The organism is Pseudoglutamicibacter cumminsii (assembly GCF_016907775.1).
Lineage (GTDB): Bacteria > Actinomycetota > Actinomycetes > Actinomycetales > Micrococcaceae > Pseudoglutamicibacter > Pseudoglutamicibacter cumminsii.
Genome location: NZ_JAFBCO010000001.1, coordinates 1016620 through 1030671, shown reverse-complemented (window position 1 = coordinate 1030671; position 14052 = coordinate 1016620). Strand labels below are relative to the sequence as shown.

The 14052-nt window shown below is 59.0% G+C and carries 7 protein-coding genes and 3 rRNA genes; all 10 read right to left on the bottom strand.

Translation table 11 applies throughout. The features are described from left to right. A complete protein-coding gene (lysS, locus tag JOD50_RS04765) occupies positions 1-1527 on the bottom strand; it encodes a lysine--tRNA ligase (protein ID WP_338052018.1) in 1527 nt (508 codons plus the stop codon). A 94-nt stretch (positions 1528-1621) separates the two neighbouring features. Beyond that, positions 1622-3616: a M13 family metallopeptidase gene (locus JOD50_RS04760; protein ID WP_204880609.1), complete on the bottom strand. Its 1995-nt coding sequence runs from the start codon at positions 3614-3616 to the stop codon at positions 1622-1624. A 217-nt stretch (positions 3617-3833) separates the two neighbouring features. Further along, positions 3834-3950 (bottom strand): 5S ribosomal RNA (gene rrf, locus JOD50_RS04755). A 200-nt stretch (positions 3951-4150) separates the two neighbouring features. Next, positions 4151-7259, bottom strand: a 23S ribosomal RNA gene (locus JOD50_RS04750). Between the two features lie 444 nt (positions 7260-7703). Then, positions 7704-9234, bottom strand: a 16S ribosomal RNA gene (locus JOD50_RS04745). The 16S, 23S and 5S rRNA genes sit together here, the layout of an rRNA operon. Before the next feature lie 569 nt (positions 9235-9803). Next, positions 9804-10715: a DUF2520 domain-containing protein gene (locus JOD50_RS04740; RefSeq protein WP_338052017.1), complete on the bottom strand. Its 912-nt coding sequence runs from the start codon at positions 10713-10715 to the stop codon at positions 9804-9806. Further along, on the bottom strand, positions 10712-12292 hold the full coding sequence (locus JOD50_RS04735) for a PH domain-containing protein (protein ID WP_204880608.1): 1581 nt from the start codon (positions 12290-12292) through the stop codon (positions 10712-10714). The genes JOD50_RS04740 and JOD50_RS04735 overlap by 4 nt, the downstream gene beginning before the upstream one ends. Before the next feature lie 8 nt (positions 12293-12300). Further along, a complete protein-coding gene (locus JOD50_RS04730) occupies positions 12301-12894 on the bottom strand; it encodes a PH domain-containing protein (protein WP_204880607.1) in 594 nt (197 codons plus the stop codon). Further along, entirely contained in the window at positions 12884-13363 is a 480-nt protein-coding gene (locus JOD50_RS04725; protein ID WP_204880606.1) for a DUF3180 family protein, read from the bottom strand. The genes JOD50_RS04730 and JOD50_RS04725 overlap by 11 nt, the downstream gene beginning before the upstream one ends. Beyond that, positions 13360-14037 (bottom strand): 2-amino-4-hydroxy-6-hydroxymethyldihydropteridine diphosphokinase, encoded by a 678-nt coding sequence (folK, locus tag JOD50_RS04720; protein ID WP_338052016.1) that lies wholly within the window; start codon positions 14035-14037, stop codon positions 13360-13362. Before folK ends, JOD50_RS04725 begins: the two co-directional genes overlap by 4 nt. Between the last annotated feature and the right edge of the window lie 15 nt (positions 14038-14052).

The following is a 14052-nucleotide window of genomic DNA, read 5'->3' as shown; positions in this document are numbered from 1 at the left end:
TTATGCCTCCGGCTTCAAGAGCGGGTAGAGGATAGTTTCTCGGATGCCCACGTTGGTGAACAGCATGACGAGGCGGTCAACGCCAAGGCCGGTACCACCCATTGGTGGTGCGCCGTATTCGAGGGCGCGCAGGAAGTCTTCGTCGAGCTGCATCGCTTCAGGGTCGCCGCCTGCCGCGAGTTCGGACTGGTGCGTCAAACGGTCGCGCTGGATCACTGGGTCGATCAGCTCGGAGAACGCGGTACCGCGCTCCATGCCACCGATGATGAGGTCCCATGCCTCGATCACGCCGTCCTTGGAACGGTGCGGGCGGGCGAGCGGCTGGGCCGCTGGCGGGTAGTCGTAGACGAACGTCGGGTTGATGAGGTTTGGTTCCACGATCTCGCCGAACAGCTCGATCACTGCGTTCTGTTCGTCCCAGTTCTCATCCCAGTCAACGTTGTGCTCTGCCGCAACTTCCTTAAGAACGTCGATGCTGGTCTCAGGGGTGATCTCGCGCCCCACGGCTTCGGAAAGGCCCGGGTAAACGCTCAACCAGTCCCAGTCGCCGGACAGGTCGATGGTGGTTCCGTTTGGTCCTGGGATCTGCAGGCCGCAACCGATTTCTTCGGCGGCGGCAAGGATGATTTCTTTGAGACGTGCAGCCATGATGAACTGGTCTGCGTACGCTTCATAGAACTCGAGTGTGGTGAACTCTGGCGAGTGCGTCGAGTCGACGCCTTCATTGCGGAAGATGCGGCCCATTTCGTAGACGCGGTTCACGCCACCGACGACGGTGCGTTTGAGGAACAGTTCGGTCGCGATGCGCAGAGTCATGTCCTGGTCGAACGCATTGAGGTGTGTCTCGAATGGGCGTGCCGCGGCACCGCCGTGGATGAGCTGCAGCATCGGGGTCTCAACTTCGACGTAGCCGTGAGACTCGAGCACGCGGCGGATCGCACGAGTGATTGCGGCGCGCTTGTAGATCATCTGGCGTGCTTCTTCACGCACGATGAGGTCTGCGTAGCGCTGGCGAACGCGGGTCTCTTCGTTGAGGTCGGCGTGCAGTACTGGCAGCGGACGCAACGCTTTGGAGGCCATCTCCCAGCGCTGAGCCATGATGGAGAGTTCGCCGCGGCGGGAGGAGATCACACGTCCTTCAAAGAACACGTGGTCGCCGAGGTCGACGAGGTGCTTGAAGTCCTCAAGCGCTTCCTCACCGACTTCCGCGAGCGAGATCATGACCTGCAACTGGACGGTTGAGCCGTCCTCTCCGCCTTCTTGCAGGGTTGCGAAGCACAGCTTGCCGGTGTTGCGCTGGTACACAACGCGACCAACGACACCCACGACGTCGTCGGTTTCTTCACCGCTTGCAAGGTGCGCCCAGTATTCGCGTACGGTCGCGAGGGAGTGCGTGCGGCGTACCCCTACTGGGTACGCTTCCTTGCCGGAGTCAAGGATTTCTTGACGTTTGGCCAGGCGCACGGCGCGCTGGTCGCGGTTGTCAACGGTCGATGTCGTCTCAGAAGAATTAGCGTTGGCAGTCACGCCCCCTATTCTAGCTGGCACCGCTGGCTTCCGTAGAAACCGGTGGACACACGCCCGGGGCCGATGGGGTTCGGCCCCGGGCGGGGTGCAACGGTCACCAGATGCTGACGCGTTTCTCAGGCGCGAGCCACATGCCGTCGCCTTCCTGGGTGCCGAAGGCTTCGTGGAAGGCATCGACGTTGCGGGCGGTCTGGTTTGCGCGGAATTCGGTTGGCGAGTGCGGATCGGTTGAGACCATGGTGACCATCGCTTCTGGTCGCGAGAGGCTCGCCCAGACGCGTGCCCACGATGTGAAGAACCGCTGGTTCCCGGTCAGCCCGTCGCTCTCTTCCTCAGGGTTGCGGCCGGTCACTTTCATCTCGGCGAGGTAGGCCTTGTGTGCGATGCCGAGGCCGCCGAGGTCGCCGATGTTCTCACCGAGGGTCAGTTCGCCGTTGACGGTGTGCTCTGGCGCTTCCGGCGGCACGAGCTTGCCGTACTGTTCAACGAGGTTCTTGGTGCGCGCTTCGAACGCTGCACGGTCGTCTTCTGTCCACCAGTCGGTGAGCGTTCCGTCGCCATCGAAACGGGAGCCTTGATCGTCAAAGCCGTGCCCGATTTCGTGGCCGATCACCGCGCCGATAGCACCGAAGTTGGTCGCGTCGTCGCCGTGGAGGTCAAAGAACGGTGGGCGGAGGATCGCTGCTGGGAACGCGATTTCGTTGAGCAACGGGTGGTAGTACGCGTTGACTGTCTGTGGATACATGAACCACAGTTCGCGGTTGACGCCGTCCTCGATCTTCTGCAGTTCGCGCTTGAGCGTGAACTGCGCGATCGCGGCAACGTTACCGACGAGGTTGTCGGCCGCTACGTCGAGCGAGCTGTAGTCAATCCATTCGCTCGGGTACCCGATCTTGGTGCGGAACTTCTCGAGCTTGACGAGCGCGCGCTTCTGCGTGTCTTCGCCCATCCAGTCGAGGCCGTTGATCGAGTTCCGGTACGCCTCAATCAAGCGGTCGACGAGGTGGTCCATGCGGTCTTTAGCTTCCGGTGGGAAGTGCTCGGCAATGAAGATCTGGCCGATGTCTTCGCCAACACCGGATTCGACGAAGGCAACTCCACGCTTCCAGCGTTCGCGCTGTTCTGTTGCTCCACCGAGGATATGGGAGTAGAAGGACCAGTTCTCGGTCACTACGTCCTTGTTCAGGTACGGCGCGCGGGATCGCATCACGTTGAACGCGAGCAGCTCTTTCCATGCCTCGAGCGGCTGTTCGATGAGCTCCTTGTTGAGACCTTCGAGGAAGCTCGGCTGCCACACGTCTACGACGGACCAGTACTTCTCGGAGATCCGCGAGCCGTCGAACCAGTGCCGCAGCAGCGGCGCAAGTTCAAGCAGTTCGTCGCTGTTCATCTTGTTATAGCGAGCCTGCGCATCACGGGTTTTCACAATGTCCCAGTGATGTGACGCGATGGCAGTTTCGAGTTCGAAGATCCGTAGTGCGGTACCAGCCGGGTCAGGATAGGCGAACAGGGTCAGCATCCGCTCGATGTGTGCGCGGTACGCTTCACGGATTTCCTGGTAGGCGTCCTCGCGGTAGTACGCCTCGTCCGGCAGACCGATCCCACCTTGGATGATGGTGAACAGGTTGACGTCCGGGTCTTTCGCGTCATTGGACACCCCGATGTCGAAGAATCCGTCGATGCCGACGGTTGAAAGCTCTCCGCTGAGCTTCATGAGGCTTTCGACGTCGTGGACGTTGTCAATCTTCTTCAGCAGGTCAACGACGGGGCTGATTCCGAGGGCTTCGATGCCCTCTTCATCCATGAAGGACTCCCAGAGGCTAGTGATGCGTGCGTCGCGCGCTGCATCCTCATCGTTGGCGTCTTCGCCGGAGGATGCACGCTTGCGGTGGCGTTCTACAGCTTTCTCGATGATGTCGCGCACATCGGCTTCTGCGCGGTCGCGGAGTTCGTGGAAGACACCGTATGCGCCTCGGTCGGATGGGATCTCTGAGGTGGAGAGCCATTCGTGGTGCACCCAGCGGTAGAGGTCGTCTTGTGGACGAGGTACGTCGCTAGTTTGGTTTTCGGCGTTAGCTGTAGAAGTCATGCTTCTAACGCTACCCGGCGCCTCGCGTGGGCTTCAAAAGTTTGTGGTGCTCTGTGGATCGCAGCGTGGCGTTTAAGTGTTTGTGTATACGCGGTTGAGCTTAAAAGAAAAGTGACAGGAGAAGAACCGAAAGGGGCTATCGGTCGCGAGCCGGTGGTGGTGGGGTGGCTCAAGCGGAACCGATAATCGGTCTTCTCCTGTCACGATTTGAAGGTATGTTCGGCGGTGTCCTACTCTCCCACAACCTCCCGGTTGCAGTACCATCGGCGCTGTGGGGCTTAGCTTCCGGGTTCGGGATGGGACCGGGCGTTTCCCCCACGCTATAGCCGCCGTAACTCTCTCACCCCTGACCCAACAGTCTCGTTGTGGTGTTGGCTGGGGAAACTTGTTACTACGTGTGCATAGTGTTCTGTATTCGGTTACGTGTGTGTCACCCCGGGTTGCAGCGTTATGGCTGCTGTGTTGGGGGTGGGTTTGTGGTGTGGTGACCGCTTAGTGGACGCGAACCCCTCGTTGTTTGAGGATGATGTGTTGGTGTGTAAGTGATCGGCCTATTAGTACAGGTCAGCTGAACACGTCTATGGTCCGTGCGTACACTTCCTGCCTATCAACCCAGTGGTCTAGCTGGGGGCCTCTCCCAAACAAGTTTGGATGGAAATGTTATCTTGAAGCAGGCTTCCCGCTTAGATGCTTTCAGCGGTTATCCTTCCCGAACGTAGCTAATCAGCGGTGCACCTGGCGGTACAACTGACATACCAGAGGTTCGTCCGTCCCGGTCCTCTCGTACTAGGGACAGCCCTTCTCACATTTCCTACGCGCGCAGAGGATAGGGACCGAACTGTCTCACGACGTTCTAAACCCAGCTCGCGTGCCGCTTTAATGGGCGAACAGCCCAACCCTTGGGACCGACTCCAGCCCCAGGATGCGACGAGCCGACATCGAGGTGCCAAACCATGCCGTCGATATGGACTCTTGGGCAAGATCAGCCTGTTATCCCCGAGGTACCTTTTATCCGTTGAGCGACAGCGCTTCCACAAGCCACTGCCGGATCACTAGTCCCGACTTTCGTCCCTGCTCGACCTGTCAGTCTCGCAGTCAAGCTCCCTTGTGCACTTACACTCGACACCTGATTGCCAACCAGGCTGAGGGAACCTTTGGGCGCCTCCGTTACCATTTAGGAGGCAACCGCCCCAGTTAAACTACCCATCAGGCACTGTCCCTGACCCGGATCACGGGCCGAGGTTAGACATCCGATACGATCAGAGTGGTATTTCAACAATGACTCCACAACCACTGGCGTGGCTGCTTCACAGTCTCCCACCTATCCTACACAAACCGCACCGAACACCAATACCAAACTATAGTAAAGGTCACGGGGTCTTTCCGTCCTTCTGCGCGTAACGAGCATCTTTACTCGTACTGCAATTTCGCCGAGTTCATGGTTGAGACAGCAGGGAAGTCGTTGCTCCATTCGTGCAGGTCGGAACTTACCCGACAAGGAATTTCGCTACCTTAGGATGGTTATAGTTACCACCGCCGTTTACTGGGGCTTAAATTCTCCGCTTCGAACCACAAGGGTTCTAACAGGTCCTCTTAACCTTCCAGCACCGGGCAGGAGTCAGTCCGTATACATCGTCTTGCGACTTCGCACGGACCTATGTTTTTAGTAAACAGTCGCTTCCCTCTGGTCTCTGCGGCCCACACCCGCTCACCCCAGCACGTGGGGGTCACGGGGCAGGCCCCCCTTCTTCCGAAGTTACGGGGGCATTTTGCCGAGTTCCTTAACCATGATTCTCTCGTTCGCCTCGGTATTCTCTACCAGATCACCTGTGTCGGTTTCGGGTACGGGCAGCTAGAACCTCACGTCGATGTTTTTCTTGGCAGTACAGGATCACCGGATCACCCACCAATTTGTGGGCGCCCATCAAGTCTCAGCCTCAAGTGGTGTACGGATTTACCTATACACCGGCCTACACTCTTAGACCAGGTCGATTCCATTGCCTGGCCCGGCTACCTCTCTGCGTCACACCTGTTAACACGTTTACCTCCACAATTCGGGTCCCACGCCGCACACACCAGCCAGCTACTAAGTAGCCAGTCAAGCATGCTTGGGGTGGTTAGCATCATCGCTTCGATATGGGCGGTTCTTCGCCGGTACGGGAATATCAACCCGTTGTCCATCGACTACGCCTGTCGGCCTCGCCTTAGGTCCCGACTCACCCAGGGAAGAAAAACTTGACCCTGGAACCCTTGATCATTCGGCGGACGGGTTTCTCACCCGCCATTCGCTACTCATGCCTGCATTCTCACTCGAACACGCTCCACCTGATGGTTTCCACCCAGGCTTCACCACATGCCCGACGCTCCCCTACCCACCCCACAATATGTGGAGTGACACAGCTTCGGCGGTGTACTTGAGCCCCGCTACATTGTCGGCGCGGAATCACTTGACCAGTGAGCTATTACGCACTCTTTCAAGGGTGGCTGCTTCTAAGCCAACCTCCTGGTTGTCTCAGCAACTCCACATCCTTTCCCACTTAGCACACGCTTAGGGGCCTTAGCTGATGTTCTGGGCTGTTTCCCTCTCGACTCATGAAGCTTATCCCTCACAGTCTCACTGCTACGCTCTCACTTCACCGCATTCGGAGTTTGGTTGACGTCAGTAACCTTGTAGGGCCCATCAGCCATCCAGTAGCTCTACCACGGTAAAGAAACACGTAACGCTGCACCTAAATGCATTTCGGGGAGAACCAGCTATCACGGAGTTTGATTGGCCTTTCACCCCTACCCACAGCTCATCCCCCCAGTTTTCAACCTAGGTGGGTTCGGTCCTCCACGTGCTCTTACACACGCTTCAACCTGGCCATGGGTAGATCACCCCGCTTCGGGTCTAGACCGTGCCACTCAACGCCCTATTCAGACTCGCTTTCGCTACGACTACCCCACACGGGTTAACCTCGCGACACAGCACTAACTCGCAGGCTCATTCTTCAAAAGGCACGCCATCACCCGTATAAGGGCTTTGACGGTTTGTAAGCGCATGGTTTCAGGCACTATTTCACTCCCCTCCCGGGGTACTTTTCACCATTCCCTCACGGTACTGATCCGCTATCGGTCATCAGGTAGTATTCAGGCTTACCAGGTGGTCCTGGCAGATTCACACGAGATTCCACGAGCCCCGTGCTACTCGGGTCATACGATCTAGCGGCGGAACATCATACGACTACGGGACTCACACCCTCTACGGTGCAGCACTCACACTGCTTCGTCTCCACGCCCGCACCTCACCAGCCAGCCACGGCAGTAACTGGACACATACACCCACAACCCCTATACCGCAACCCCTGCCGGGTATCACACGATACAGGTTTAGCCCCATCCGCGTTCGCTCGCCACTACTAACGGAATCACTATTGTTTTCTCTTCCTGAGGGTACTGAGATGTTTCACTTCCCCTCGTTCCCTCCATAACACCTATATATTCAGTGTCAGGTCACACACCTCACAGCATGCGGGGTTCCCCCATTCGGACATCCTGGGATCACCGTCCGGTTATCAACTCCCCCAGGCTTATCGCAGATTCCCACGTCCTTCATCGGCTCCTGATGCCAAGGCATCCACCATACGCTCTCAACAACTTACACACACAAGTGCAAACCATTGATTCATGAGCAACAAAACACAACCCACACAACCAGAAACTGGCTATGTCGGGTTGAGAAAATCACATACATGAAAACAACACCCCACAAAAAAGAGGGGGCGTCATCCTCACAAGATGCTCGCGTCCACTATGCAGTAACCAAACAACAACCCCACACCCACCAACCACCGCTCCATACAGAACAGAAGAAGGATCAGGCAGGGGACAACCAGAGAAACAACCACACCACACACGTGGTGGCCTGTTGCTCCAGGACCCAACAATGCGCCAAGACCCACACACCATAAAGGAGTGTGTGGTTTCGTTGATATTCCACCCATGAGCATGGCACCTGTCAACACCCGTGACAGCAGCACCACATATCTCTGACACCACCAAACACACGCATAAATCCATGCGGGTTGTGGCGTTGAGTGCTCCTTAGAAAGGAGGTGATCCAGCCGCACCTTCCGGTACGGCTACCTTGTTACGACTTAGTCCCAATCGCCAGTCCCACCTTCGACGGCTCCCCCCACAAGGGTTAGGCCACCGGCTTCGGGTGTTACCAACTTTCGTGACTTGACGGGCGGTGTGTACAAGGCCCGGGAACGTATTCACCGCAGCGTTGCTGATCTGCGATTACTAGCGACTCCGACTTCATGGGGTCGAGTTGCAGACCCCAATCCGAACTGAGACCGGCTTTTTGGGATTAGCTCCACCTCACAGTATCGCAACCCATTGTACCGGCCATTGTAGCATGCGTGAAGCCCAAGACATAAGGGGCATGATGATTTGACGTCATCCCCACCTTCCTCCGAGTTGACCCCGGCAGTCTCCCATGAGTCCCCACCATAACGTGCTGGCAACATAGAACGAGGGTTGCGCTCGTTGCGGGACTTAACCCAACATCTCACGACACGAGCTGACGACAACCATGCACCACCTGTGAACCAGCCCCGAAAGGAAAACACATCTCTGCGCCGATCCGGTCCATGTCAAGCCTTGGTAAGGTTCTTCGCGTTGCATCGAATTAATCCGCATGCTCCGCCGCTTGTGCGGGCCCCCGTCAATTCCTTTGAGTTTTAGCCTTGCGGCCGTACTCCCCAGGCGGGGCACTTAATGCGTTAGCTACGGCGCGGAAAACGTGGAATGTCCCCCACACCTAGTGCCCAACGTTTACGGCATGGACTACCAGGGTATCTAATCCTGTTTGCTCCCCATGCTTTCGCTCCTCAGCGTCAGTAACAGCCCAGAGACCTGCCTTCGCCATCGGTGTTCCTCCTGATATCTGCGCATTCCACCGCTACACCAGGAATTCCAGTCTCCCCTACTGCACTCTAGCCTGCCCGTACCCACTGCACACCCGGAGTTAAGCCCCGGGCTTTCACAGCAGACGCGACAAACCGCCTACGAGCTCTTTACGCCCAATAATTCCGGATAACGCTCGCGCCCTACGTATTACCGCGGCTGCTGGCACGTAGTTAGCCGGCGCTTCTTCTGCAGGTACCGTCACCCAAAAAGGGCTGCTTCCCTACTGAAAGAGGTTTACAACCCGAAGGCCGTCATCCCTCACGCGGCGTCGCTGCATCAGGCTTGCGCCCATTGTGCAATATTCCCCACTGCTGCCTCCCGTAGGAGTCTGGGCCGTGTCTCAGTCCCAGTGTGGCCGGTCACCCTCTCAGGCCGGCTACCCGTCGTCGTCTTGGTAGGCCATTACCCCACCAACAAACTGATAGGCCGCGAGTCCATCCCCAACCGATAAATCTTTCCACCCCCCACCATGCGGCAGGAGGTCATATCCAGTATTAGACCCAGTTTCCCGGGCTTATCCCGAAGTCAAGGGCAGGTTACTCACGTGTTACTCACCCGTTCGCCACTCATCCACCCAGTGCAAGCACCAGGCTTCAGCGTTCGACTTGCATGTGTTAAGCACGCCGCCAGCGTTCATCCTGAGCCAGGATCAAACTCTCCGCAAAAAACAAAAAACGATGTTCAAAAAGCGGACAACCACACGAAGAGACGGGAAAACGCCCCCACAGCATGGTCAACATCTAATCCAAGCAGAAACCCACACACCCTGACAGGGATCAAGAGCATGCAGGCAACCACCAAACAAAAAAATATTTGGTATCAACAAACAAACTTGGCACACTATTGAGTTCTCAAACAACAGACACCCAACCAGCTCGCTGCAGTGACCTGCAGTCCGCTCCGAAGGGCGCACTGAATACCGACCAATTTCTTGGTTGAGTTTCAGTGGGTTGGTCGCCTCAGTGCTCTCACGACCTCTTTCGGTCGGAGCCGTTCGCGGCGACAAGAGAAAACATTACGGCAGTTCCGAACATCGTGCAAATCGACGTGGAACCCTCACCAGCCAAGGAAATGTCCCCAAAAACCGCGTGATTCCGCGGTTTTGCATCGCACCAGCCCTTCAGTTCACCCGAAATTCACCGAATTTTTGTGGCTAGCGTCACTAAAAATTGCCGGAAAACTGTTTGATCACGCGAGAAAAGACCCACTTTCACCCGGAGCTATTCTCGTCAGATTATCCTCGCCGCAGCGCATCGAGCACTGCTGCCGCATGCGAATCTGAGATCTCGCCCCGGCCTACAGCCCTGGTGATGGCCGCCGTCGCCATTGCTACATAGAAGCCGTGCGCACCCACCGGCGCATCAGGCCCAGACCAGCCGCGACGCGCAGACTCCACCGCTTCCGGCGTCAAACCCCGCGCAAAACCAACACCCGCGCCAGAACCACTAGCGATCGCCGCATCAACAGAGGAACGCACCAACGGACCCAACGCCGCGCTCGGGTCGTCAACACCCACCGAGCTCAACGCATCCCACGCGTACGCAACCGACGCAGACACCGGCTCCGTAGCCACAGCTACGGCCGCGGCATACAGATCCCGGTCATCCTCATCGAGCACAAACGGTTCACAACCCAACTCAACAGCCAGCGCCAATGCAACCGGAACCATGAGCTTCGGCGCAGACACCGCGGCACGCGCACCATTCAACGCAGTGACGTCCATGCTCGTGCCGGTGAAGCGGAGCAGAGGGTGGATCGCGAGCGGAATCGCGCCAGCCTCCGCCGCGGGAGTCAGAACGTCGATCCCTAGCGCCGGCGATGTGTGGATCACCAACTGGCCCATCTGAAAACGCTGCGCAGCCGCAGCCGATGCGACTTCCTCCTTGATCGTCGCGGCATCAAGCGCGAACACGACGGCTTCGCTGCGTTCCAAGACGTCGGCCGTGGTCATGTGAGGGACGCCCGGAAGGATCGCCTCGGCGCGGTCGGCGGAACGCTCATCCGTAACCGAAATCCCAACGATCTGATGCCCCGCGGACCTCCACGCCGCCGCAACCACCGGACCCACGCGACCGGCACCAATAATCCCGATACCCAACCGCGGAGCGCGCGAACCCAAAGAAGAACTCAACGAACCAAAACTCACGACGCCTCACCCCAGTGGTTCTTATCCACCCAGCCCGCGAGGGCGGCGGCCCGCTCCGCCTGCTGCAGGATGAACGCTTCCGCGGTCTGTTCCGCCACATCGTAGATCTCGGTGTCCACCGGCCCCGCGGCCGTACCGATTGTGATGGTGGCAACGCCTGCCGACCTAGCGAGCGGCCCCTGCACCAACGCGACCCCCTGTGTGCGCTGATGCGGAACAAACGCGACCCTCTTCACCAGGCGTCCCGACGTGATGATCAGCATCGTCTGCGTGACCGCGAACGCCTGCCGCGGCCCCGCAATCGGCGAAAGCCAGCGCGCCTTCCGCGGACTAACAACAAACTCCGGCTCAGCGCTTGGCTGATCCACCGCCGCCACAACGAGCGGCCTGGTGCGGTCCGTCCCCGGATTCGGGATCAACGCAGCAACCACGGCGAGCGCCTCCTGGAACGTACCCACCGGCAACAGGACGTTGCTCTTCGCCTCAGCGAGCCCGTCGGACGGCACGTTCGCGATAACCCGCCACCAGCCGGTCAGCTTCCACAGCAACGGCTGCTCAAGACCCAACGCGTGCACACGCTCCGGCGGGACGGTGGTGCTGGTGGATTCGGTATAGCCGCGTTTCAAAACCAGGCCGTCTCGGCCGGCGCTCACCACGAAGCCACCGTTCGTGTTGACCATCGAGAACACGAGGCCGGCCCACGCGAGGACCAGCGGCCCGAAAACCACGAGAGGCCGTGTAAAAGAGGACGTGATGAGCGCGGTCACCACATACCCGAGGGCCACAGCGGCACCGAAACCCACATGACGCATCAACGCCGCCGTCACAAGGCGGCCCATCCGAACCATAACGAGGGGGCGTTCGGCCTGTGCTTGCGAAACGTCGATGTGTGGATCATGTGAATGCCCCATGTGCGGGTCGGTTATCGCTTGAGTCGACGGTTCACTCGAATGCTCGATGCGCGGCTCAGTTATCGCGCCGCTCGTCGCCTCGGTCTGTGCAGTCGCTTCAGCCTGCGCCGCGGCCGCCGCTCGCTGCTCACCGCGGGCGGCCCGCAAGATGTCTTCACGCAACTGCTTAGCCTGCCGGTACGTCACGTACTGGAGTTTCGCGGCGGCCTCTTGCGCATCGGCGACATGGAACTCGAGCTCAGCAAGGCCGAAGATACGCGCCAAAATAGGCCGATTGATATCAACGCTCTGGATCCGGTCGATGCGGGCGTGACGCACGTTCTTCATGAAGACACCCTGCCGCACCTCAACGCGGTTCTCCGTGATCCGATACCCCATGGCCCGCCACATGAACCACGAATACACGACCATGCCAACCGCAACGACAAGCGACACCCCCAGGATCAGCAGGTCTTCAGAGGCAAAATCAAACGACCCTGAAGAACCCTCCCCCTTGCCTTGGCCCTTACCCTCGCCGTCGACGCCGGACGAGCCACCACTCACAAACGACTCAACCCAGCTGCGCACAAAATTGAACGCCACCAGCGCGACAATAACCCAACCGCGCACCAGCGGCGTCGCCTTGTGGACCCGCTTCCACTCAACTTCTTCAGGAACGCTAGACACAACGCCCCCTAAATCCCGGCGAGCTTCTGCTCACCTCGCGCCGCGAGCTCATCACGCAAACGCTCGCCATCCGCTTGAGTCAAGCCAGGGATATCGGGCGAGCTCTCCGCCGCGGCCGTCTTAAACGACACCTCACACAAGCCATACCGACGCATCAACGGCCCCGACGTCAAATCAACATACTGAAGCCGGCCATAGGGCACCACCACAACCCGGCGGAGAATGATCCCCACGCGATACGTGAAATCGTTCTCCCGCAGCATCCAGCCCATGCTGCGCACACGCGGCCCAATCAGAAAAGCCTGAACAACCCCGCTCACCAGCGAGTACGCAGCCAGAATCCAGCCAGCCCATACAAGCCAGGTTGGCGCGGCCCACACATCGAAATGCGTCAACAGCCACGGAACACAACCCCCGGCCGCCCACGCCACAGTCGAGAAGAAATTCGCAAGATGTTGAACCTTCGCCAGCCGCGGATCCACCGGGATCCACTCATGATCCGCAACCCACGGCTGCGGCTGTGCAGGCTCTTGCCCGCCCGGCTGCGCAGTATCGGCAACCCGCGGTTCCTCGGCCGCGTGGACCGCATCGTCATGCTGCATCTGGAGCTCCTTCCGTTGGGCCGGGTTCGTCGTCATCATCCGAATTCACAGTGCACAACCGCTGCACCACGAGCCCCACCACGGCCACAATCACGCCAGCCGCCACCGCGAACACGGAACGCCAGAAAACCGGCGAGCCCACAGCGCCATGCAACGCCACATCCACCACAACGCCCGCATGGAAACCCGAAACCGCCAGCCCCACCAGCGCGGAAGCCTGGGCAAAAACCACAACGCGCACCGCCGCCAACGGGTCGATCCGCCGATCCGTGCGCCGCGTCCGCGACAAATACACCCACAAACCCAGCACAAACGCGACAACAGCCACCGCAAGCAACGCCGCCGACGACGTCCACCCCACCGCCCACACGTTCGCACCCGCAACAGCCAGCAGCGTCGACAGCAGCAACCCCGCAGCCGCGAACACGAACCAGCCAATCAGCAGCGGCAAAACACGCAACTTAATCACGATGCGGAAGCCCCGTCACCGTCGGAAGATGCAGTGCCGCTGGTCTCAGCGGCGGCGTCACGCGAGTCCGGCAGTCGATGCGCCGGATCCATATACGGACGCACCCCACCCAAAGGCTCAAGCTCACGCGCAACACGGAACACAGACTCCGAACCCACAAACGCGCCCGGATCCATCCACGACCACGGAATCACCACAAAACCACGCTCCAACGCGCGCGGATGCGGCAAAGTCAACAACGGATGATCACTCACCACAGAACCAAACGTGATGACATCCAAATCCAACGTCCGAGCACCCCACCGCACCTCACGAGTACGGCCATGCTCCAACTCAATACGTTGCAATTGCTCCAGCAAAGCGGCAGGTGACAACGTCGTCGAAACCTCAACGACCTGGTTCAAGTACTCAGGCTGACCCTCTGGGCCGCCCACCGGATCCGTCACCACCATCGGCGACTCACCCGTGACCGTGACGCCATCCAACGCCGCGATCTCCGCGCGCGCCAACGCCAACGTCTCAACAACGTCACCCAAGTTCGCGCCCAACGCGATCACAGCGATCACCGGGTACCCCGGCTCTTGCGTCAAAACCTCCGGAAGCGGGCCCTGCTCCACCTCATGCGGCTCCGATGCATTGAACTCAGAACCCTGCGAGTCAGACCCCTGCGACACAACAGCCTCCAACCC

Coding starts and splice junctions, on each gene's coding strand:
- JOD50_RS04760 (WP_204880609.1), bottom strand. CDS start 3,616: ATGACTTCTACAGCTAACGCCGAAAACCAAACTAGCGACGTACCTCGT.
- JOD50_RS04730 (WP_204880607.1), bottom strand. CDS start 12,894: ATGCAGCATGACGATGCGGTCCACGCGGCCGAGGAACCGCGGGTTGCC.